This window comes from Brucella cytisi, assembly GCF_038433355.1.
Classification (GTDB): domain Bacteria; phylum Pseudomonadota; class Alphaproteobacteria; order Rhizobiales; family Rhizobiaceae; genus Brucella; species Brucella cytisi.
Genome location: NZ_JBCAUP010000002.1, coordinates 305,549 through 325,739, shown reverse-complemented (window position 1 = coordinate 325,739; position 20,191 = coordinate 305,549). Strand labels below are relative to the sequence as shown.

Sequence of the window (20,191 nt, the reverse complement as noted above, 5' to 3'; positions counted from 1 at the left end):
CCCGAAGAAAAATGCCCTGCCTTAGGGACAAGCCAGGCAGGGCTGCGTCCGCGACGTTTCTAGTGGTGACAGAATTGCGCTGACGCGAGGTGGTATCGATGCATTGCGTGAAACGCCGTCGAAGCAGATTTGTTCCCGCTGTAATCTAGTCTTTGTTGGCTGCCTCCATGTTGGAGTTGGCAGCCGGGAAACTGTCGTTCGGATGGCGGAACTGATATTTTTGATGAGCCAACCGGGCAGCCAGTTCGGTGATGTAGCTGAGGTCGCGAAGCCCGCTCTCATAGAGCATAAGGATTGTGCTAGACAGATCGACGGCAGCATAGTCAAGGTCATCCTCTTCAAGCGTGGCTGCTGCATTCGAATAGCAGCGTCTCATGAAATTCACTTCTTCGAGCGTGTATATACGGCTCGCTTCATTGAAAAACGGCATAGTCAGCCTCCCTCCAGTTGTGAACCAAAGTAAAAGCCGTTACGGCGTTAAATCGTGTGATGGTGGTTAATGCATAAAAGCAGAGAAGGTTTCTGAAAAAATTCCAGCATGCATGAGCACGACTTATTCGACCGGATCGATCGACGTTTCTGTGTCATCGCCCAAGTAGCGACTGCTATTCACGTTGGTTGAAACCCGCCAAGCCTGCAGCTTGTTTTCGTTGGCCGGAACCAAAAGATCCTGACGCGGCTCTGCTAGCCAACGCAGCCAGTTTTCTTCGTCAAGAATGACCGGCATACGGTCATGGATTTCACCCATGAACGTGTTTGCCGAGGTCACGATTATCGTGCAGCTCTGGATATTCTCACCTGTCTTGTCGTCGTGCCAGGTGTCGTAGAGGCCAGCGAAGGTGAGGGGGCGTTTGTCCTTTGCGGAAATGAACCACGGCTTTTTCTGGCCGTCTTCCTCGGTCCATTCAAAGAAACCGCTTGCGGGTATCAGGCAGCGCGTCCGCTTGAATGCATTCCGGAACATCGGTTTTGTGGCGACGGTTTCGGCGCGGGCATTGAATGTGGCCGGAACGCTCTTCAAATCTTTCTTCCACCAATTCGGTACGAGCCACCATCGCATTTCAGAATAGCTGAGATTGTCTCCGTTCTGTGTGACAACGCCAACCTGTTGCGTCGGGCAGATGTTATATCGTGGCTGGAGGTTACGGGGCGTTGCCGGAACAAGATTGTACATCGCGTGGATCTCAGCCCACGTATAGTTCTGGGTAAATCGTCCGCACATGCACGCCTCCTCGTTACGAAGAGAATAGCGCGGTTATTTCCGCCGTCCAGTGAGCGCGTCTTCGCCCTCCTGCTTGTGTGCGCGACAGAACCAGAGTTGGCCATACGTCGTCTTGTAACCGAACGAACCCCATTCCTTGCAGCCTGTTGCGTCGCAAAGATGCACGAACAAGCTGCCAGCCTTGGCAACGTGTGCGTTGTCGTTCTTGTATCCGCTCATTTGTACCAGCACTTCCCATCATTCCACATATATGGTCGCCGAAATTCCAACCGTTTCGTATCCCGCAATTCTTCAAACATCCGCTTCACGAGGCTTACGGCCTCTCCCTTGTCGTCACATATACCATAAGGCAAGTCCTGAAATGGGCTTCGTGTGCAAACCAAGGCCCACTCCCAAGTGCCTGCGCTCGGGCCAAAGTCGCGTCTCAGGATGCGGCAGAACTCACCCCATTCGGTATAGGCGATGAAATCACCGGGGTGCGTCTCCCCGCCGATGAGCGTTCTACGCCATTTAAGTTGCATCATTTCTCAGGCAGTCCGTAGCTGATGAAGTTGCCAGCCTTGTTCCCGCACTTGCTGCAAACCAGTCGAGGCTCGATCTCTTCGAGCGTTACCCACTCCCCGAAACGGGCTGCCATAAGCGGGGCTGTCTTTTCCAGATAATGCCGACAACGCGCACAGCTAAAGCGCACCACATTACGCGGGCGCAGTTCACGCAGTACCGTTCGCATTTCACTTCACGAACACCGTCGGCTTCCAGCCACGTGCAAAGCCCATCGACATAGCCAGACTGGCGTACTCGATTTCCTTCACGAGAAAGTCTCTGTCTTTCAGAAGCGCCTCTATTGCAGCCCGCGCATCGCCCTTGTGGTAGGCGAGAACCAGTTCAATTTCGTCTTCGTATTCATTTTCCTGCGCAACCGCGTTCATTGTTCTGCTCCAGTGAAGCAGACACACACGCCACCTAGCGTGTCTGGATTTCATCAGCGCCGCTCGCTGATGTTCCTAAAATGTTCTCATTTGAAATGAGAGTCAATCGCGATCTTGAAGCTGTGGAAAGCCGGTGGATTGTCTGTGGATTTCCTGTGCACTCTGAAAGCGGAAAACGACGACGTTTGTGAGGTGGACGCGGGCAGGGAAAGGGCTAAGAAAGCGGGGCTTCGGCTCCGCTTTTTTACTGCTGCGACCAATCGGGAGTGATGCCGTTCTTCCCCATGATGCCGTAAGTTCCCCCTGTATTAATGAACCAAACGCTGAAAATTGCGCAAAGGAATAAGAATACGGATGCTGAGACGGTGATACGCGTTTTCCTAGGGCTCCGTCTCAATAAGAGATAGATGCCTACGCCAACGGCAGCGGATGAAACATAGGCGACGATCATATACAACCCTATCGGGAAAAATGCGGAAGCCGAGTAATGCGACGCGAAATTCTTACTCGGCGATTGGTGCTGGGAGGGCGGAAGAAACCCGTCTGCATCTTTCGAAGCCCCAGCTAGTCCACTTGCCAAGTCTTTCCTTCCGGCTTGGCTAAGCGCTTGTCCAAGATACTGACATTAAGGTTCGACATCAACAGCCGTCGCCTTCGGGTGGCGGCTTTCTATTCTGTCGCTAATTCACTTGGATCAATTATGCGGGAGCCTTCGAGCGGGCGATCTCCGATCTGTGCCACGAGAAATGTAGTAGCTACGGACAGCACTACGAACGTGAGAACCGATACAGAAATGCGCGATACTGGTTTCAGTCGCCCGCTAATCACATAAACAATTGCGCCGACTACACCGGCCAAAACATATCCAAAAATCATCAATCAACTCCAATCCGGCCGAGGTTAGCATCTTTCAGGCGGATTGGTTACGTTTTCAGCCCCGCCATCGAGCGGGGTTTTTCATATCGAGGAGATGCCAAGGCCATCAATTAGCTCTGGTCGCCCCAGCGTGTTCAACGCTTCCTCAACCGCTCGGCGTTCGTCTATCGGTCCCTGCTGGATCTCCGCAGCAATGGCTTCCAAGGCTTTCATGTCAGCGTCAGCATCGCTGACTTGGTCTTCGATGTGGCAAATAGCGATAGCCAAAGCGGTGGCGAGATGCTGCATTTCACTGACTTCGCTCGACCGCGAAGCTTGGGGCATCTTCGCCTTTCCCTTCCTGCAGAAAGTCCATCAGTTCGCCCATTAGAACCTCGGCGACCGGCTTTATCATACCAAGCTCAATGACACCCTTATCGGTCTTTATACTGAGAATTCCGAGCAATGGGTCTTGATTTAGAACCTTGTATTTAGCGCCCAGCAGTTTGTCGAATTCATATGGCCCAAACTTAGACATTTAATTTCCCTTCGAATGGCATTTCCCTGCACATCATAACAGGAAGGCGGGACGTCCTTCCTCTCTTTTTTACCCAGCGGCACAACCCGCTGTCACAATTAAAATACAACCAGAAGTAAAGCGTAAGTGAAGTGCGTAGAGTTGGTTTTAGATGCTTCAACTCTACGCAAATGCACGCTGCCTTATCGGTATGCAGCCACCCTACACGGCGATCAATGCCATCGCTCTTTGATAGCTGCAATTCGAGTGAAGATACCATCGGCGCCGTCCCTGAATGGATCGAGGTCTGCGAGGTGCTGTCTTGCCCAATGAAGCCATTCTGAGGCTGGCCGATCGTCTATTTCAATCGACGGGTCGTCCATGCGTCGTTCAATCTCGGCAATAAAGTCAGTCAGAAGATCGTATTGTCGCCAGCCTTTGGCATTCTTTATGAATGTCTGCCAACGCTTGTCATCGATTTCTTTTAGTCTCTGCTGCTCGTATTTCTCATGGCGCTCTCGTTCCCACCGTTCTTCGTCAGCCTTGCATTTTAGTCGCCATTGGCGGGCGGCCTCAACAAGAGGCGGAATATTGGCAACGACATCAGAAATAACTTCACAGAATGTTATGCGATTATCCTCGACCCATTCGGGCTGTTTTCCTGATTTCCACGTTAGCAACTTTACACGTAGAAAATCTGTTGGCTGCAGACCTGGGCGGACATTGTTTCTGATAGCGGTCCAACTTTGATCCTTGAAACCTGGAGATTTCTTCATCTTTTCGACAATGCGAAATTCGAGTTCGATATCATCCAGCCGAGCGTTAATATCACCTTGCAACCATGCCGCAGTCAGCACGCAGCCAGACTTCTCGATTGCGTGACAAAAGGTGCTCATCGCCCTTATGCGCCTTATGTCCATTGCGGTGAAATCAGGATGTGGATTGGGATGCGCAGTCCGCCCCTGTTGAATGTATAGCCATATTTCGCGCAGTCTCTCCGATTGTAAATTGACGTAGTCGTTAAAATTCTCCCTGACTAAAGGATGCAACTTTTTAAGGTCATCCAGACCAGAATCATCCCGGTCTAATGCTACAATCATGGGCTTGATTGGCTTCGATTTGGCTGTTGGATTTTTGCCAGTTAAGCTTTCAGTAGGTCGCGGCAGGGCTATTTTCTTGGCTTTGCAAAACCGGATCAATCGAGGAAGCGTTAATCCAAGCTCTCGAGCAACATCCTCCAAGGGATGATCGGTGACGAGACGCTGCACTTCGTCGGTTGAAACAGAGTACAGCTTGATCGGGTTCTTTTTCATTGCCGCCTCGCTGCTAAGCTGTCTGTAACGGCCTCACAAAGGTTGCGGCACGCTCACCACTCGGACATCAGGAGGGCTAGTTGGTTTCGCAACCTCTGCTGCCTCTCCATTCTCAATGTCAATTACCGCATCATACGGAATACGATATAAGCGCCCCACACGGAAGCATCTCAGCTTTTTACGATTAATGAGATCCCGTATGTGTTGAGCGCTGCATTGCCAGCGTGCGGCCAAAGTTTCGGGCGTAAAGGGGATGTTATCTGTGGCCACAGTGGCTAACTCCGATCCAAGCCGACGCATGATAGCATCATTCTGACCGATCTTCGCCGCTTTCTAACAAGGAAACAATAGTGCCGATCGGTTGCCGTGCCCAATGTGCACACGCCCGCTGGAGCAATTTATTCGAATGTGGTGGAGATAAGGAATTTCAAACTCTTCAATCGGTCGTGCGATTGCTTCGATTTCATCGAACCGTCGTTTTACGTTCCGAAATACCGCATCAATTTTGGAAGGGCTGCGGGCAGCAATAGCCACGTCGGACAGCCTCACTAGGTCAGGATCGCATGTTGCAAGGTGATTGAGAGCAATACGGAGGTTTTCTTCTTCTCGCCCACTGCATGCTTCAATTGCCTCTACAAGAGGCAAGAGCAGTGAAACCTCAATCATGAGGGATCGTCGCGGACGCCAGCCACGGATACTCCACGCGAAGCTCACGAATAGCTGTTTCTAAGCTATCGAATATAGAGCCGCTGTCAGTGAAGGCAGCCCAGTATTCAGCGTGATAGTCGTACTCCGGTACATCATCAATCCAGAATTTTTCCGCGGTGTAGCTGATTGCGCCATCAGACCGCTGGAAAAACACTATTCTTGTTTGTTCGTCTGGACTTAATGCTTGATAGAGGACTGTACGCGTCATGGTTGGCGGTTGCGCAGGCGAACGCCGTAGCCGTTGCCATTCTGGTCAATGAAGATGACACCAGCGGCCTCAAGAGCATTGCGAATCGCGTCCACTGTGCGAGGTTGGGCAGCAAGTTCGCCGCGCTGCGTTTCAAGACGCTTGATCGACGGTAACGACACTCCGCATGCGTCAGCAAGTTCCTTTTGTTCCCACCGCAATAACGCTCTCGCCGCTCGCACTTGTTCACTAGTTAACATTTTTAATACCTCAGGTATTGACGATGCCTCAGGAATCGAATAATACCTAGGGTATCAAATTGGCGCAACGCAAACCGCCGATCATAGTTACCAGATCGTTACCTAGGAGACCACAATGCCACGCACACCAGCGCAGGCAGCCGCTAGAGGCTTGCCTAAAGACCCTTTAGAGGCCGCCAGAGAAGTTTTCTTCGCGCTGGACGACGCTCTCGGACGGATGGAGAGCGCCATTAGGGTAATGGACATGCTGACCGATAGTACGCCGCAAAATCATGGCGTGGCGGCTTTATTCGACAAGCACCGTGAAATCGATGCCATGGTTAGGCAAGCTTGGCCAATCGTCGTGGGCCGTCCGGGTTGTGTGGTGACAGCATGAGCAAAATCCGCGCACTTTACGTTTTGGCATGTGCTTGCAGCGACGAGGCGAAAAGCCAGTCTGATAAGGTAAATGACGAAATCTGGACGGCTGTTTGGCACCTTAAAGAAGCCATCCTCAATCTCCGCGCGCAGTCACGGGCAGACTTGGACGTCAAAATCGCCATTTGGACTGAGCTGGTCGAGGACCCAATGCGCATCCTCGATTCTCATCAGGAGCATTGGCGCGCGATGATGGCTGACTTTTCACTATTCATGCACGCCGCCGAACACCCTGAGCGATATCCAGAATTAAGGGTGGCGTCATGATCGAAGCAGAGCTTAACGCACGAGTTGAAGATGCAAGGTCCGAGCTCTTCATCCTGACGCTCCTTGTCCGAGATGGCATTGAAAATGGCTTCAATAACAATGCTCTTGAGCTGCAAAGCTCGCGCGCTGAAGACGCGCTCGAAGCAGTTAAGGAGATATCGGAATGATCGACCTAGCCTCTTTCGTATTTGGCGTCGTCAGCGGTGTCATAGGCTCTTGGGCTGTCATAGCCGTTATCGTCTACACCGACCCGCACAGGCGGTGACAAGTTTGCCCGCGTATCGGTCCCGCCTTCTAAGCGGGTAGCCGTAATGGATGATGCAGGTTCGATTCCTGCGGCGGGCTCCAATATCCCGGTCACCAGCCGGGAAGGTAATGTGAACTTTTTGCACATTACTGCCACAACACGAGGAGACCCATCCGGCCTCACCAGCCGGGTCAGCAGTATGCATTTTATGCATACTGCTTCCAAAACACGAGGAGACAGACCCCTGCCAAAATTGGGCAGGGGTAGCCCGACCGGCCATGGCGCTGGCGTAAACCATCCGGCGGTCATCGGTCGGGCGAGAATCTAAATGGATCATGCGCCATCCATGTTCCACCGAATCCCCGCCAATGCTGGGAAAACTGCGGAAAACCCCGTAAACGTGGGAAAACGCATGGCGCATGACTTTCTAAGCCTGTGCGTCAGCGCATTGCGCTAGTTCTTTGAATTTGTTGGATGATTTTGGTGCCCCCAGAGAGACTCGAACTCCCGACCCCCTGATTACAAATCAGGTGCTCTACCAACTGAGCTATAAGGGCACTTGCGCCCGATTAGCACAAATGCAGCGCGTGTAAAACGAAAATTCATCGCTAGCAGGTCATGGCAACCGGGTTTTTCATGTGATAGCCAATAGCGGGTTGGGGAAAAAGTGGCAGCCTTGTCAGAGTTGGCCAGATTCGGGACTGTAAATATGGAAGATAAATCGCTCGCGCTGCATTTTCTGTCGTCGGGAACCGAAGAATCACTTGTCGCACAAAAAGAACTCGTTGCCCGCTACGGTCACGTGGCTGCTGAAGATGCCGATATCATCGTTGCGCTTGGCGGCGATGGAACCATGCTTCAGGCGCTTCGCGATTTCATGAACAGCGGCACGCCGATCTATGGCATGAATCGCGGCTCTGTTGGCTTCCTGATGAACGAATTCAGCGTGGATGACCTGCCGGAGCGCATTCTGGCCGCGCAGATGGAAACCATTCGCCCGCTTGTCATGGTCGCCGAAACAGAATCCGACCAATCATTCGAGGCTTTGGCGATCAACGAAGTTTCCCTTTTCCGTCAGTCCTATCAGGCTGCGAAGATTCGGATAACGATTGACGGCAAGGTGCGTCTGGACGAACTCGTCTGCGATGGTGTGATGGTCGCGACGCCTGCAGGTTCCACCGCCTACAATCTTTCAGCACAAGGTCCCATTCTGCCACTTGAAGCGCCACTTCTGGCGCTGACTCCGGTGAGTCCCTTCCGTCCGCGCCGTTGGGGTGGGGCGCTATTGCCGAAGCACGTAACCGTTCGCATGGATTTGTTGGAAACCGAAAAACGCCCGGTCAATGCGGTCGCGGACAATAATGAGGTCAAATCGGTCAGGGCTGTTACCGTGCGGGAAGCACCGAACAGCCAGGTGGCCATCCTCTTTGATCGAAATCATTCCTGGGACGAGCGCATCCTGACAGAACAGTTCAGGCATTAGTTTCAGCGTATAAGTGGCGCGCAAATTCAGCTGTGCAAATGCTCTTTAGCTTTTGATAATTTGAGTAAATTTGTTCAAGTTCCGCTTTGATTTCGATTGTTGCAGCACAATTAAAGCAATTTGATATCTTTCGATGGTATTTTAGTTGACTTTTGCAAGCTGTGGACGTAGGCGATGCTGCAAGAAAACGCATATTGCGTTGCAGACGCCTTATTCTGCCTTGGTTCCTGCGCCCGATGACGCGGCTGCAATGACAGGATGGGTGGAAATCATTTCCAAACCAAGAGAGCTGCGCCTCCATTGACGACATTTGCCGAACTCGGTCTTTCCCCGAAAGTGCTCGCTGCTGTAGAAGCGGCGGGATATTCTGCGCCTACACCCATTCAGGCAGGAGCCATTCCTCCAGCCCTTGAACGCAAGGACGTTCTCGGGATCGCGCAGACGGGAACCGGAAAGACGGCTTCTTTTGTTCTGCCGATGCTTACGCTTCTGGAAAAGGGCAGGGCACGGGCTCGTATGCCGCGTACGCTCATTCTGGAACCGACCCGTGAACTCGCAGCTCAGGTTGAGGAAAACTTCACCAAATATGGTGTCAATCATCGGTTGAACGTTGCTCTTCTAATCGGCGGTGTTTCGTTCGATGAACAGGAGCGCAAGCTGGAGCGCGGTGCCGATGTTCTCATCGCAACCCCCGGTCGCCTGCTCGATCATTTCGAGCGCGGCAAGCTACTCCTAACCGGTGTTGAAATTCTCGTCATCGATGAAGCCGACCGCATGCTCGACATGGGCTTCATCCCGGACATCGAGCGTATCTGCAAGCTCATCCCGTTTACGCGTCAGACGCTGTTCTTCTCGGCCACCATGCCGCCGGAAATCACCAAGCTGACCGAACAATTCCTGCATTCGCCAACGCGCATTGAAGTTGCAAAGGCCTCGTCTACGGCCAAGACTGTGGCCCAGCGTCTGGTGAAATCCAGCAAGAAGGATTGGGACAAGCGCGCGGTTCTGCGTGATCTCATCCGCGCTGAAGGTGATACGCTCAAGAATGCAATCATCTTCTGCAACCGCAAGAAGGACGTGTCTGAGCTTTTCCGCTCCTTGACGCGGCATGAGTTCAATGCGGGTGCCTTGCATGGTGACATGGATCAGCGTGCACGCATGACCATGCTGGCGAATTTCAAGGAAGGCAAACTGCAACTGCTGGTCGCTTCCGATGTGGCAGCGCGCGGCCTCGATATTCCTGATGTGAGCCACGTTTTCAATTTTGATGTTCCTATCCATTCAGAAGATTATGTTCACCGCATCGGCCGTACCGGTCGTGCGGGACGTTCCGGTAAGGCATTCACCATCGTAACGCCTTCGGACACGAAATATCTGGCCGCTATCGAGAATATGATCGGCGAAAATATCGAATGGCTCGATGGCGATCTGTCGACACTGCCGGCTTCTGATGAGGCAGACGATCAGCGCAAGGGCAGGAACGCGCGCGGCAAGGGCAAGGATGCCAAGGGTAAGGAAAAGCCGAAAGACAAGGTAAAGGCAAAGCCTGCCGAAACTCTTGATCCTGCCGAACAGCCGCAGCCTGTGATCGAAGCCACCGAACGCCGCGATGCGATCCGCGCTTCCAATGACGAGCGCCGCGGCAAGCCGCAGCACGAACAGAAGCGCCGTCGCGATCGTGACGATGACGGCCCGGCGCCTGTTGGTTTCGGCAACGACATTCCGGCCTTCATGCTGATTCCGACCGGGATCTGACAGAAGCGGTAGGGCAATGACCAATCGGCTACGAAGCTAACGCTTCGTAGCCGATTTCTTTTTGGGCTTGGTTTTTTCGCTTCGTAGCGCCGCATCATATGCAAGGCGCGCCCAGTGCGTCATAATTTCGGGATCGTCGAAAGCCTCGCTTGGAACGCTCCAGTATGGCATTGCGATGGGATCGCCGCCCTTGCGACCTTCATAGGTCCACTGGGTTGCGCCTGCGTCGATAAAATCCGGGATAGTTATTTCGTCAGCCTTGAAGAGCAACTCGTCGCGAACGACGAGCGCAAAGATCAGGCCCTGATGATAAATGCCCTTGCCCCCAAACATGCGGCGGATACTGATGGGGCCGAAGTTCTGCAACAAATCGCGAAGAGCTTCGTCATCCATTAGCTGGCGGACCTTGTCTTGAGTTAGGCTGCGCCCTGCATCTGGCGAAGGCTCTCTGGGGAGGCAGCCTTGATTTCGACGGATTCGCCACAGCCGCAAGCCGATGTCTGGTTCGGGTTGTTGAAGACAAAACCCGTCCGCAGCGTCGTTACTTCAAAATCCATCTGGGTGCCGAGCAGGAAAAGAACGGCTTCAGGCGCGATGAAGACTTTCGCGCCATCCTTCTCGATCACATCGTCGCCTGCCTTGGCTTCGGTAACGAGATCGATGGTGTATTCCATTCCGGCGCAGCCACCTTTTTTCACACCCACCCGGATACCAAGAGCGCCGTCCCGCGATGCGATGATCTCGCGAACGCGATCAGCTGCCTTGTCAGTTAGCGTCATGACTGCGAAACGGCCCATTTTCTCTCTTCCGGTATCGTGCTGGCATATGGACGAAGAATCGTCCAATCGTGTCGCAACAGGCTGAGTTTCCTCTGCGCCTGCCACGTTTTCACTATAGTTAGTGTTGTAACATCATTACTGCAATACACCAAATCGGGAGCGCCCCCGACGCGCTCCGCAAAAACTTTGCTGGGAAGAGGAGAAGCGAATGTCGAATGACCGGATGAAACCTCTGATGCTGGCTGCTGTGATCGGCTTTCTGGGCACGGGGTTGGCTGGCTTTTCGGACGGAAGCGCTCTGGCGCAAAATCGGCCGAAGGCCGCGCCCGAAGAAACGCCGAGAAACGTTCAGGAAAAGCATGACAACGCTTCCAAGCCTGTGGAGGAAACCGAGCCTTCCGAGCAGACGCAGGATGCTGCCGGAGGCGTGACAGTTCCGGATTATCGCGACGATCGCTCGACGCCACAGGCTCTGATTGAGTCCTATTACAATGCGATCAACCGCAAGGAATATACCCGAGCCTACGGTTATTATTCCGAGGAAGGGCGTGAGCCGGACTTCAAGACCTTTGTTAAAGGCTATGAGAATACCAAGAGCGTGCAGGTCGCGCTGCGCAAGACTGATCCCGATCCAGGCGCCGGACAGATCTACTGGAGCCAGCCACTGGCCATCGAAGCCGAAACGGCGGATGGCAAGAAGGAAGTCTTTACAGGCTGCTACACGATTCACCTCACAAATCCGAGCATGCAGGAAGAGCCGCCATTCAAGCCGATGCAGATCATGACAGGGTCTTTGACCAAGTCACCTCTGGAATTGGAAAAGAGCGTGCCAGAGACCTGCGAAGCGCCATAAGAAGAAAGGTAGAAAAGCCCTTGACCTTACCATGATGGGAAGCCTCATCTTATGTTCAGTCTGAAAGGAGTGACTGAGTTGATGAAGTTTTCCATTCCCAAGATGAAGTGCGGCGGTTGTGCCGATAACATTACCGTCGCACTGCGCAAGCTCGATACAACTGCGCCAATCGAAATCGATCTCGACAACAAAGAGGTTGAATTCGACAGCACGGTTTCACAGGATGCTGTGCTTTCTGCACTGGCGGCAGCCGGTTATCCGGCATCGAACGCTCAATAATGTGATTTCAGAGGTGCTTGTTTCAAAGCGCTGCGAGCGATAGAGCCCGTCCCGAAAAGTGTGAAACGGTTTCGGGCAGGCTATGTGTTAAAACAGACGCAGAGATGCCGGGAAGCGGAAAGTTTTCCGGCATTCTCATATCCAGATGCCGACGACTGTAGTGGGTATCAGTGAGCATAAATGCCGCAAATGCTGTGTTTCATTGACTGGACCCGCGATTTTTGCCACATCAACGGCAAATCTCGTTTATGGTGCTCTTTGTGCGTCCAAAAGGATGCACGGGGCTCCAATGGCATGAAACATCGCATTCCGCGACAAGGAAGGGTTTAGGGCTATGGCAGCCGATTTCCAGGATCTTCGCACAAAGATGGTCGACAACCAGATCCGTACGACGGACGTAACCGATCTGGCGGTTATCGATGCTTTCCTGACCGTCCCGCGCGAGGCTTTCGTTCCCGCAGCCCGTCAGGTTCTCGCCTATATCGATGAAGACCAGCTTCTTGAAAGCGAAGGCAAGCAGCCGCGCTATCTCATGGAACCTTCGCCTTTCGCCAAGCTCGTGCAACTCGCACGCATCAAGAACACCGACGTGGTTCTCGATGTCGGCTGCGGCACCGGATATTCGGCAGCCATCCTTTCCCAGCTCGCTGGTTCGGTGATCGGTCTGGAAAGTGATTCCTTATTGTTGGCTGCTGCGACTGCCCGTCTTGCTGAATTCGGCTATGACAATGTTGTGATCGTTTCAGGCGAACTGCAGACAGGTTATCCGTCAGAAGCCCCTTACGATGTGATCGTTATTGAAGGCGCAGTCGATTTCGTTCCGGACGCACTTCTCAGCCAGTTGAAGGACGGCGGACGCCTCGTTGCCGTTGAAGGCAGGGGGAATGCCGGAGTTGCGCGGATTTACGTTAAAGAAAATGGTGTTGCATCGGGACGTGGTGTGTTCAACACTGCGGTTCGTCTGCTGCCGGGATTCGAGCGCGTTGCGCAGTTCGAATTTTAATTTTAGTGGATGATACAATTCTGCAACGCTGCGGAATTTGTTTGTGCAAGCTCTGGCGGGGGCAATGGAAATAACCGATTTTAGAGGTTATTAGGATTTGCCCGAACCGATCGGTTCGATAGTTGGATTCGTTTGTTCTTAATATGAGGTACCCGGTGTTCAAAACGTGCAAAGGACTGGTAGCGGCCGCAGCATTGTTGTCTGGCACCATTTTAACGGGGCAGGCGGCGTTCTCGGAGACGTTAACCGGCGCTCTCGTGAAGGCCTACAAGAACAATGCTAACCTGAACTACTCCCGCGCAGGCGTCCGCGTCACGGATGAAGGTGTGGCCATTGCCAAGTCCGGTTATCGTCCGCAGATTACCGGTTCTTATAACGTAGGGCGTGGCAAGACACCTTCAAGTCAGGGTTATCGCACAACAGGCACGTTCGGCATAGAGCTGAACCAGATGCTGTTCGATGGGTTTCAGACCAAGAACAATGTCGCCGCCGCAGAAACGCAGGTCTTCGCCCAGCGCGAAAACCTGCGTAACGAAGAGCAAAACAGACTCTATGAGGCGGTAACGGCCTATATGGATGTCTATCAGGCTCGCCAGATCGCTGTTCTGCGTGAACGCAACCTTGCAGCCCTGAACGAGCAGGTTCGTGCGGCCCGTGCCCGTCTCGACGTAGGTGAAGGTACGCGTACCGACGTTGCGCAGGCAGATGCCAGCCGTTCGACGGCTGTAGCGGCGTTGAATTCTGCCCGTGCGGATGTCAAGTCGGCAGAAGCAACCTATGTGCAGGTTATCGGCGTTCAGCCGGACAGGCTTGCGACTGCAGCCGCAGCCAAGAACCTGCCGAGCTCGCCAAATCAGGCTTTCTCCATTGCGACTGCCGGACACCCAGGCATTCTTGCCACCCAATATGCCGTTAATGCCGCTGGATATAACGTGAAGGCCAAGGAAGGCGCTCTGCTTCCGTCCGTCGGCCTTACGGCAAGCGCCAGCCACCTTGATACTTATTCCGGCGAGGGCGGCTCGCAGACCGATGGCAACTCGGCGTCCATCGGCGTCGGTGTCAGTATCCCTATCTATACCGGTGGCCGTAGTTCGGCTCAGGTTCGCCAGTCCAAGGAACAGCTCGGTCAGGCTCGCATTGAAGTTGACGTCGTTCGCGATCAGGTTCGTCAGGCTATCGGCTCTGCATGGTCGCAGCTTGAAGCAGCCCGCGCATCGGTCAAGGCAAATCGTGACGGCATTTCCGCCGCACAGCTTGCTCTCGACGGTGTCATCGAAGAGCGCAAGGTTGGACAGCGCACGACGCTGGACGTTTTGAATTCGCAAAACGATCTGATCAATGCACAGATCGCCCTGGTCGAATCCGAGCGTAACGTTGTTGTCGCCAGCTATGCTCTTCTCAATGCGACCGGTCGCATGACTGCCAGCCAGATGGGCTTGCAGGTCGCTCAGTACAAGCCGGAAGAACATTACGAAGCCGTCAAGGACAAGTGGTTCGGTCTGCGCACGCCGGACGGTCGGTAATTGCTTGCAAGCATAGTGAGAATTGAAAAGGCGCCTTCGGGTGCCTTTTTGTTTACTCTCGATTCGTTTTTTGCGACGTCAGCAATTCTTAACAAATCCATAAAGCTGTGAGTTTGATCCAGCTTGCCTTGGCCGGGGATTCTCAAACGGATGATCGTCCGCTACCCTTAATCCATTGATTCTCTGTCTTTTGCAGACAATGTCGCAATACAGGAAAGCGGATAGTAGCCATGGCACAGACATCCAGCGCAGCGCGTGAACCATCGATGGAAGAGATTCTCGCTTCCATCCGCAGGATCATTGAAGATAGCGATGTCACCCGCCAGCCAGCGCCGGTGGCAACGGCATCTCCGGCTCGTGGAGAGGTTGCCGAATTCCGCCGTCCAGTCACCGAGCTGCCCGTTGCACAGCCTGAAAAGCCTGCAATGATGCGCAACGTGTTCCAGGACGAACCGACGTTGCGCGGTCCGATTGGCGAACCGGCGCAGGCAGCACCAGAGCCTGAAATCGAAGCCGATGACGAGGATGAAGTTGTCCTCAATGCGGAGAACGATGATCATTCCGACGCCAAGGCTACGTCATCCTTGGAACTGCCTGCCGAGGCGGAGATATCTCTGGAGGAAATCGACTTTTCCGTCGAGGCGGAAATTGCCGAAGCAGTCGATGCGTTGCTCGAACCTGAACTCGATACGGACATGGAGCAGGAGCCTGCAGATATAGCCGAGCCGGAAATCCCGGTTCAGCCCGAGGCGGTAGCGCCAGTTACTGAGCCCGTTGCAAAGATGCAGCCTGCTGCTCATATGCTGTCGCAGATTGCCGAACGTCAGGTAGCTGCCGCATTTCAGGATTTGAACCATGCGGTTCGGGCCGAGCCGCGCCGTTCATTCGATGATATTGCTGCGGAACTGTTGCGCCCTATGCTGCAGGATTGGCTCGACAATAATCTGCCGACGCTTGTTGAGCGGCTTGTCCGGGAAGAAATCGAACGTGTGGTGCGTGGCGACCGATAAACGGTATCGAGCTGATCCATTGAAATGTTCCCGTCTGTGCAGCAGGCGGGTTTTCACTTTAAAAGTGACCGAAAGTGGCGCTGTCACTTTTAAAGTGATTTGTCAGCTGTTAGTTGCTATTGAGCCTTCAATCCATTCATCGCGCATAAAGACCGGATAATTCCATGCTTGAGAAGACCTATGACGCCGCGGCGATAGAGCCGAAAATTGCTGAACGCTGGGAAGAAGCGGGTGCATTCAAGGCGGGTGCAGGCGCGAAGCCGGGAGCCGATCCGTTCGCTGTGGTTATTCCTCCGCCGAACGTTACCGGATCGCTGCATATGGGCCACGCGCTCAACAACACGATCCAGGACATTATGGTTCGCTTCGAGCGTATGCGCGGCAAGAACGTGCTGTGGCAGCCTGGCATGGACCACGCGGGCATTGCAACGCAGATGGTTGTCGAACGCCAGCTGGCTGAACGGCAGGAGCCAAATCGTCATGCCATGGGCCGCGAGAAGTTCATTGAGCGTGTCTGGCAGTGGAAAGCCGAATCCGGCGGGATGATTTCCAACCAGTTGCGCCGTCTCGGCGCCTCGTGCGACTGGTCACGCGAGCGCTTCACCATGGACGAAGGACTGTCGCGCGCGGTTCTGGAAGTTTTCGTCTCGCTGTACAAGCAAGGTCTCATCTATCGCGACAAGCGTCTGGTCAACTGGGACCCGAAGCTGCTGACGGCAATTTCCGACATCGAAGTCGAGTCGCGCGAAACGAAAGGTCATCTCTGGCATTTCCGTTACCCGCTTGAGAACGTTCCATTCGATCCAGAGAATCCGCATACCTACATCGTCGTTGCGACGACGCGACCGGAAACCATGCTTGGCGATACCGGCGTTGCGGTCAATCCGAAGGACGAGCGCTACCACGCTCTGGTTGGCAACGATGTTGTGCTGCCGCTTGTTGGTCGCCATATCCCGATTGTTGCAGACGATTACGCTGATCCGGAAGCCGGTTCGGGCGCGGTCAAGATTACGCCCGCGCACGATTTCAACGATTTCGAAGTGGGCAAGCGGAATGAGCTGCGCGCTATCAACATTCTGACGACGAATGCGTCGATAACGATCAAAGACAATGTTGATTTCCTCGAAGGGTTGCAGCTGACGCCGGAATTGAAGGCGCTGATCCACGAACTTGAGGGACAGGACCGTTTTGCAGCCCGCAAGCGCATCGTCGAGCTGATGGACGAGCGCGGTTATCTGGAAAAGATCGAGGATCATACGCACGCCGTCCCACATGGTGATCGCGGTGGCGTTCCGATCGAGCCTTATCTGACTGACCAGTGGTATGTAAACGCTGGCGAACTGGCCAAGCCAGCAATGGCAGCGGTGCGCGAGGGCAAGACAAAGATCGTCCCGGCGAATTGGGAAAAGACCTATTTCGACTGGATGGAAAACATTCAGCCATGGGCGGTTTCACGCCAGCTCTGGTGGGGACACCAGATACCGGCTTGGTACGGTCCGGATGGCCAATACTTTGTCGAAAAGAGCGAAGAGGAAGCGAAAGCCGCCGCACGCGCTCACTATGGCGAAGACGTTGCGCTTGAGCGCGACACTGATGTTCTCGATACGTGGTTCTCGTCGGCGCTTTGGCCGTTTTCGACGCTCGGCTGGCCGGACAAGACACCGGAACTCGCAACCTATTATCCCACCAGTGTTCTGGTTACGGGTTTCGACATTCTGTTCTTCTGGGTTGCCCGCATGATGATGATGGGCCTCCATTTCATGGAGGAAATCCCGTTCCATACCGTCTATCTGCATGCTCTCGTTCGTGACAAGCACGGCGCGAAGATGTCGAAGTCCAAGGGCAACGTCATAGATCCGCTGGAGCTGATGGATGAATATGGCGCCGACGCGCTGCGGTTCACCCTTGCGATCATGGCGGCTCAGGGCCGCGATGTTAAGCTCGACCCGGCGCGAATTGCGGGCTATCGCAATTTCGGCACCAAGCTCTGGAACGCAACGCGTTTCGCCCAGATGAATGGCGTGAAGCGTGATGCCGGTTTCAAACCGGAAAACGCCAAACTTGTCGTCAATCGCTGGATTCTGACGGAACTGACCAACGCAACGCGGGCCGTGACGGAAGGTATCGACACCTATCGCTTCAATGAGGCTGCAGGTGCTGCCTATCGCTTTGTCTGGAACCAGTTCTGCGATTGGTATCTGGAACTTCTGAAACCGATCTTCATGGGCGACGATGAAGCTGCGAAGGCAGAAGCGCAAGCCACGGCAGCCTATTGTCTGGACCAGGTCTACAAGCTCCTGCATCCGTTCATGCCTTTCATGACCGAAGAGCTCTGGACCCTGACTGCAGGCGAGGGACAGAAGCGCGATACAGTGCTGGCGCTGGCTGCCTGGCCGGAACTGTCGTTCGAGGACGAGGAAGCTGCGGCTGACATCAACTGGCTTGTTGATCTCGTCACCGGCATTCGTTCTGTTCGTGCGGAAATGAATGTGCCTGCCGGTGCTATTGCCCCGGTTGTCGTGCTGGATGCCAATGCGACAAGCACAGAACGGTTTGCCCGTCACGACGCTGCCGTCAAACGCCTTGCCCGTGTGGAGAGCGTCTCGTTCGAAGCACAGGCTCCCAAGGGGTCGGCCCAGATGCTGCTCGGTGAGACGACAATCTGCATCCCGCTTGGCAAGCTGATCGATCTCAAAGCTGAAGCTGCACGTCTCGCCAAGGAAGCTGGCAAGATTGCAGCTGAAATGGATCGTATCGAGAAGAAGCTTTCCAACGAAAAATTTGTCGTGAACGCGCGCGAGGAAGTTGTTGAAGCGGAGCGTGAGCGGTTGGCTGAACTGAAGGAATCGGCGCAGCGTGTGGCAACTGCTGAATCACGCATCCGTGATGCAGGCTGATTTGACCTGACGTAAGAAAACGATTCTCTATCGAATCAAACGCCCGGCAGCGCATTTCACTGTCGGGCGTTTTTATGCGCTCTGATAGGGTTTAGGCTCGTTTCAAGGGTTGGAACGGCAGATCGAACTCTGGTTTCGATTGTTTTCGACCAATGTTGCGCTTTCGCAACAAGGCGAAAAAGAGGCCGAAAATTGGCCAATTTGGACCTGTTTTGCCATGTGTCGGGCGATTTCTGCTAATGAAGCGACACGATATTTGATGTTTTAGCCATTTTTGACGAATGCTTCGAAAGTACGAGGAAGCTAATCCAAATTAATGTATCTTGCGGCCTGAATCCTTCCTGAATTACGTTTCCGTCAACGTTAATACCGTTGCTGTGTGGGAGGACATAATGAGTGTACAGCGCGTAAAAATGGCAGGAACAGTCGCGGCTCTCCTCGGAAGCGCGGTTGCTGCCAATGCAGGTGGCTTTGAGCGTAGCTCGCAGGATTTCGACATTCTCTTCGAAAAGGGCAATGCTGTCGAAGCTGGTGGAACTTTTGTGGCGCCGCAGCGTAAGCTGAAGAACATCCGTGGTTCGCGGGTAGGTGCAGCCACCGGCGGTATCAATCCGATCACGAGACAGCCTTATGAAACAAGCGTCGATGAAGCAAAGAGCTATTGGGTTCCCAAGGCTTCGGCAAAGTTCGACCTGACCGACGACCTTGCCTGTGCAGCGCAGTATCGTCAGCCTTGGGGAATTCATACCGACGTTGGCGTTGATACGGTTCGTATGTTCACCGCAATCGATCAGAAGATTTCTTCGAACGATTACGGCGTGAACTGTTCGTATCGTTTTGCAGCTGGTGAAAAAAGCTATTTCCGTATCCTCGGCGGCGTGAGCTATCAGGAGCTCAAAGGCGAGCAGACCAAGATGATACCTCCTGGTTCCGCATTCGGTGGCACCTTCCGTATCGGTTCTCTGGATGTTGAGGATGAGGCAGTGGGCTGGCGTCTGGGCGCTGCCTATGAAATTCCAGAGTATGCGATGCGCGCGACGTTGGTTTATCAGTCCAAGCTCAAGTATAATCTTGAAGGCACGATTGACAATCTGGCGATTGTCGGCGGTCGTGGTATCCCGATCAATGTTGAAAGCGATGTTGATACACCACAGTCGGTCGAATTCAAATTCCAGACCGGTATCGCTCCAGACTGGCTTGCTTTTGGCTCGGTCAAGTGGACAGATTGGTCATCCATAACACAGGTGGATTTCAACGCATCTGACAACAATGTCACTCGCAAGGGTACCACGATCACCAGTCTGAATCTGTATTATCAGGACGGCTGGACGGTTAGCGGTGGCGTTGGCCACAAGTTTAATGATCAATGGTCGGTGGCCGGTACTGTTACCTGGGATCGCGGAACCAGCACGGGCCTGACCTCGCAGACCGACGTCTGGCTGTTTGGCCTTGGTACCAACTACAAGCCGAACGAACAGTTCGAAGTTCGTCTGGCGGGTGCCGCCGGTTGGCTGTCTTCGGGTGAACTCGACGATACGGTCGTCAACGGTAAGCCAAACCTAACTGGCTCCAAAGGCGAGTTCGGTAACGACTTCGTCGGTGGTCTTTCGCTTACTGCAAAGGTCAAGTTCTAAGCTCGACAGATAACAAACGAAAAGCCCGGCATTGCCGGGCTTTTTTGTTGGGA

The 20,191-nt window shown here is 53.7% G+C and carries 25 protein-coding genes and 2 tRNA genes; 13 read left to right on the top strand and 14 right to left on the bottom strand.

Annotated features, from left to right (window positions below):
- Positions 1-145: 145 nt before the first annotated feature.
- From AAE521_RS03795 to AAE521_RS03750, 11 genes are all read right to left on the bottom strand, one after another.
- Positions 146-430 carry a hypothetical protein gene (locus AAE521_RS03795; RefSeq protein ID WP_342060497.1) on the bottom strand — a complete coding sequence of 95 codons (285 nt, stop codon included), beginning with the start codon at positions 428-430 and terminating at the stop codon, positions 146-148.
- A gap of 123 nt (positions 431-553) precedes the next feature.
- The gene (locus tag AAE521_RS03790) at positions 554-1,222 is read right to left on the bottom strand and encodes an SOS response-associated peptidase (protein WP_342060496.1); all 669 of its coding nucleotides are present in this window, start codon (positions 1,220-1,222) and stop codon (positions 554-556) included.
- A gap of 33 nt (positions 1,223-1,255) precedes the next feature.
- Entirely contained in the window at positions 1,256-1,441 is a 186-nt protein-coding gene (locus AAE521_RS03785; RefSeq protein WP_342060495.1) for a hypothetical protein, read from the bottom strand.
- A 301-nt stretch (positions 1,442-1,742) separates the two neighbouring features.
- Positions 1,743-1,952: a hypothetical protein gene (locus AAE521_RS03780; protein WP_342060494.1), complete on the bottom strand. Its 210-nt coding sequence runs from the start codon at positions 1,950-1,952 to the stop codon at positions 1,743-1,745.
- A gap of 1 nt (position 1,953) precedes the next feature.
- Positions 1,954-2,151: a hypothetical protein gene (locus AAE521_RS03775; protein WP_182505955.1), complete on the bottom strand. Its 198-nt coding sequence runs from the start codon at positions 2,149-2,151 to the stop codon at positions 1,954-1,956.
- Positions 2,152-3,108: 957 nt separating this feature from the next.
- Entirely contained in the window at positions 3,109-3,351 is a 243-nt protein-coding gene (locus AAE521_RS03770) for a hypothetical protein (RefSeq protein WP_342060493.1), read from the bottom strand.
- The gene (locus AAE521_RS03765) at positions 3,317-3,544 is read right to left on the bottom strand and encodes a hypothetical protein (RefSeq protein WP_342060492.1); all 228 of its coding nucleotides are present in this window, start codon (positions 3,542-3,544) and stop codon (positions 3,317-3,319) included. The genes AAE521_RS03770 and AAE521_RS03765 overlap by 35 nt, the downstream gene beginning before the upstream one ends.
- Before the next feature lie 212 nt (positions 3,545-3,756).
- Positions 3,757-4,836 carry a hypothetical protein gene (locus AAE521_RS03760; RefSeq protein WP_342060491.1) on the bottom strand — a complete coding sequence of 360 codons (1,080 nt, stop codon included), beginning with the start codon at positions 4,834-4,836 and terminating at the stop codon, positions 3,757-3,759.
- 33 nt (positions 4,837-4,869) lie between these two features.
- Positions 4,870-5,136, bottom strand: a complete 267-nt coding sequence (locus AAE521_RS26715; protein ID WP_374864433.1) for an excisionase family DNA-binding protein — start codon at positions 5,134-5,136, stop codon at positions 4,870-4,872.
- 358 nt (positions 5,137-5,494) lie between these two features.
- A complete protein-coding gene (locus AAE521_RS03755) occupies positions 5,495-5,752 on the bottom strand; it encodes a hypothetical protein (RefSeq protein ID WP_342060490.1) in 258 nt (85 codons plus the stop codon).
- Positions 5,749-5,991: a helix-turn-helix domain-containing protein gene (locus AAE521_RS03750; RefSeq protein WP_342060489.1), complete on the bottom strand. Its 243-nt coding sequence runs from the start codon at positions 5,989-5,991 to the stop codon at positions 5,749-5,751. The genes AAE521_RS03755 and AAE521_RS03750 overlap by 4 nt, the downstream gene beginning before the upstream one ends.
- A gap of 115 nt (positions 5,992-6,106) precedes the next feature.
- On the opposite strand from AAE521_RS03750, the gene AAE521_RS03745 reads away from it, so the two are divergent.
- The 4 genes from AAE521_RS03745 to AAE521_RS03730 all read left to right on the top strand — a co-directional run bounded on the left by AAE521_RS03745 (position 6,107) and on the right by AAE521_RS03730 (position 7,023).
- Positions 6,107-6,367, top strand: coding sequence for a hypothetical protein (locus tag AAE521_RS03745; RefSeq protein WP_342060488.1), 261 nt, complete (start codon positions 6,107-6,109; stop codon positions 6,365-6,367).
- Positions 6,364-6,675 (top strand): hypothetical protein, encoded by a 312-nt coding sequence (locus AAE521_RS03740; RefSeq protein ID WP_342060487.1) that lies wholly within the window; start codon positions 6,364-6,366, stop codon positions 6,673-6,675. Before AAE521_RS03745 ends, AAE521_RS03740 begins: the two co-directional genes overlap by 4 nt.
- Complete coding sequence (locus AAE521_RS03735) at positions 6,672-6,842, top strand: hypothetical protein (protein WP_342060486.1); 171 nt, start codon at positions 6,672-6,674, stop codon at positions 6,840-6,842. Before AAE521_RS03740 ends, AAE521_RS03735 begins: the two co-directional genes overlap by 4 nt.
- A 105-nt stretch (positions 6,843-6,947) precedes the next feature.
- Positions 6,948-7,023 (top strand) — tRNA-OTHER (locus AAE521_RS03730).
- Between the two features lie 380 nt (positions 7,024-7,403).
- Here the strand turns inward: AAE521_RS03730 and AAE521_RS03725 are convergent.
- Positions 7,404-7,479 (bottom strand) — tRNA-Thr (locus tag AAE521_RS03725).
- A 152-nt stretch (positions 7,480-7,631) separates the two neighbouring features.
- Here AAE521_RS03725 and AAE521_RS03720 point away from each other — a divergent pair.
- Entirely contained in the window at positions 7,632-8,405 is a 774-nt protein-coding gene (locus tag AAE521_RS03720) for an NAD kinase (protein ID WP_071632782.1), read from the top strand.
- A gap of 300 nt (positions 8,406-8,705) precedes the next feature.
- Positions 8,706-10,160, top strand: coding sequence for a DEAD/DEAH box helicase (locus AAE521_RS03715; RefSeq protein ID WP_071632783.1), 1,455 nt, complete (start codon positions 8,706-8,708; stop codon positions 10,158-10,160).
- Between the two features lie 36 nt (positions 10,161-10,196).
- Here the strand turns inward: AAE521_RS03715 and AAE521_RS03710 are convergent, their stop codons facing one another.
- Positions 10,197-10,553, bottom strand: coding sequence for a TfoX/Sxy family protein (locus AAE521_RS03710; RefSeq protein WP_342060485.1), 357 nt, complete (start codon positions 10,551-10,553; stop codon positions 10,197-10,199).
- Positions 10,554-10,576: 23 nt separating this feature from the next.
- Positions 10,577-10,957: a Fe-S cluster assembly scaffold SufA gene (gene sufA / locus AAE521_RS03705; RefSeq protein WP_071632785.1), complete on the bottom strand. Its 381-nt coding sequence runs from the start codon at positions 10,955-10,957 to the stop codon at positions 10,577-10,579.
- 190 nt (positions 10,958-11,147) lie between these two features.
- Here sufA and AAE521_RS03700 point away from each other — a divergent pair, with 190 nt between their 5' ends.
- The 7 genes from AAE521_RS03700 to AAE521_RS03670 all read left to right on the top strand — a co-directional run bounded on the left by AAE521_RS03700 (position 11,148) and on the right by AAE521_RS03670 (position 20,138).
- Positions 11,148-11,792: a hypothetical protein gene (locus tag AAE521_RS03700; protein WP_071632786.1), complete on the top strand. Its 645-nt coding sequence runs from the start codon at positions 11,148-11,150 to the stop codon at positions 11,790-11,792.
- A 78-nt stretch (positions 11,793-11,870) separates the two neighbouring features.
- Positions 11,871-12,071 carry a heavy-metal-associated domain-containing protein gene (locus AAE521_RS03695; protein WP_084094318.1) on the top strand — a complete coding sequence of 67 codons (201 nt, stop codon included), beginning with the start codon at positions 11,871-11,873 and terminating at the stop codon, positions 12,069-12,071.
- A 334-nt stretch (positions 12,072-12,405) separates the two neighbouring features.
- Positions 12,406-13,074, top strand: coding sequence for a protein-L-isoaspartate O-methyltransferase family protein (locus AAE521_RS03690; RefSeq protein WP_071632787.1), 669 nt, complete (start codon positions 12,406-12,408; stop codon positions 13,072-13,074).
- A 143-nt stretch (positions 13,075-13,217) separates the two neighbouring features.
- A complete protein-coding gene (locus AAE521_RS03685) occupies positions 13,218-14,597 on the top strand; it encodes a TolC family outer membrane protein (protein ID WP_071632788.1) in 1,380 nt (459 codons plus the stop codon).
- Positions 14,598-14,827: 230 nt separating this feature from the next.
- Positions 14,828-15,607 (top strand): PopZ family protein, encoded by a 780-nt coding sequence (locus tag AAE521_RS03680; RefSeq protein ID WP_342060484.1) that lies wholly within the window; start codon positions 14,828-14,830, stop codon positions 15,605-15,607.
- A 164-nt stretch (positions 15,608-15,771) separates the two neighbouring features.
- A complete protein-coding gene (locus AAE521_RS03675; protein WP_342060483.1) occupies positions 15,772-18,504 on the top strand; it encodes a valine--tRNA ligase in 2,733 nt (910 codons plus the stop codon).
- A gap of 392 nt (positions 18,505-18,896) precedes the next feature.
- Positions 18,897-20,138, top strand: a complete 1,242-nt coding sequence (locus AAE521_RS03670) for an OmpP1/FadL family transporter (protein WP_167375554.1) — start codon at positions 18,897-18,899, stop codon at positions 20,136-20,138.
- Positions 20,139-20,191 lie beyond the last annotated feature (53 nt).

Coding starts and splice junctions, on each gene's coding strand:
- AAE521_RS03795 (WP_342060497.1), bottom strand. CDS start 430: ATGCCGTTTTTCAATGAAGCGAGCCGTATATACACGCTCGAAGAAGTG.
- AAE521_RS03790 (WP_342060496.1), bottom strand. CDS start 1,222: ATGTGCGGACGATTTACCCAGAACTATACGTGGGCTGAGATCCACGCG.
- AAE521_RS03785 (WP_342060495.1), bottom strand. CDS start 1,441: ATGAGCGGATACAAGAACGACAACGCACACGTTGCCAAGGCTGGCAGC.
- AAE521_RS03780 (WP_342060494.1), bottom strand. CDS start 1,952: ATGCGAACGGTACTGCGTGAACTGCGCCCGCGTAATGTGGTGCGCTTT.
- AAE521_RS03775 (WP_182505955.1), bottom strand. CDS start 2,151: ATGAACGCGGTTGCGCAGGAAAATGAATACGAAGACGAAATTGAACTG.
- AAE521_RS03770 (WP_342060493.1), bottom strand. CDS start 3,351: ATGCCCCAAGCTTCGCGGTCGAGCGAAGTCAGTGAAATGCAGCATCTC.
- AAE521_RS03765 (WP_342060492.1), bottom strand. CDS start 3,544: ATGTCTAAGTTTGGGCCATATGAATTCGACAAACTGCTGGGCGCTAAA.
- AAE521_RS03760 (WP_342060491.1), bottom strand. CDS start 4,836: ATGAAAAAGAACCCGATCAAGCTGTACTCTGTTTCAACCGACGAAGTG.
- AAE521_RS26715 (WP_374864433.1), bottom strand. CDS start 5,136: ATGCGTCGGCTTGGATCGGAGTTAGCCACTGTGGCCACAGATAACATC.
- AAE521_RS03755 (WP_342060490.1), bottom strand. CDS start 5,752: ATGACGCGTACAGTCCTCTATCAAGCATTAAGTCCAGACGAACAAACA.
- AAE521_RS03750 (WP_342060489.1), bottom strand. CDS start 5,991: ATGTTAACTAGTGAACAAGTGCGAGCGGCGAGAGCGTTATTGCGGTGG.
- AAE521_RS03745 (WP_342060488.1), top strand. CDS start 6,107: ATGCCACGCACACCAGCGCAGGCAGCCGCTAGAGGCTTGCCTAAAGAC.
- AAE521_RS03740 (WP_342060487.1), top strand. CDS start 6,364: ATGAGCAAAATCCGCGCACTTTACGTTTTGGCATGTGCTTGCAGCGAC.
- AAE521_RS03735 (WP_342060486.1), top strand. CDS start 6,672: ATGATCGAAGCAGAGCTTAACGCACGAGTTGAAGATGCAAGGTCCGAG.
- AAE521_RS03720 (WP_071632782.1), top strand. CDS start 7,632: ATGGAAGATAAATCGCTCGCGCTGCATTTTCTGTCGTCGGGAACCGAA.
- AAE521_RS03710 (WP_342060485.1), bottom strand. CDS start 10,553: ATGGATGACGAAGCTCTTCGCGATTTGTTGCAGAACTTCGGCCCCATC.
- sufA (WP_071632785.1), bottom strand. CDS start 10,957: ATGGGCCGTTTCGCAGTCATGACGCTAACTGACAAGGCAGCTGATCGC.
- AAE521_RS03700 (WP_071632786.1), top strand. CDS start 11,148: ATGTCGAATGACCGGATGAAACCTCTGATGCTGGCTGCTGTGATCGGC.
- AAE521_RS03690 (WP_071632787.1), top strand. CDS start 12,406: ATGGCAGCCGATTTCCAGGATCTTCGCACAAAGATGGTCGACAACCAG.
- AAE521_RS03685 (WP_071632788.1), top strand. CDS start 13,218: ATGAGGTACCCGGTGTTCAAAACGTGCAAAGGACTGGTAGCGGCCGCA.
- AAE521_RS03680 (WP_342060484.1), top strand. CDS start 14,828: ATGGCACAGACATCCAGCGCAGCGCGTGAACCATCGATGGAAGAGATT.
- AAE521_RS03675 (WP_342060483.1), top strand. CDS start 15,772: ATGCTTGAGAAGACCTATGACGCCGCGGCGATAGAGCCGAAAATTGCT.
- AAE521_RS03670 (WP_167375554.1), top strand. CDS start 18,897: ATGAGTGTACAGCGCGTAAAAATGGCAGGAACAGTCGCGGCTCTCCTC.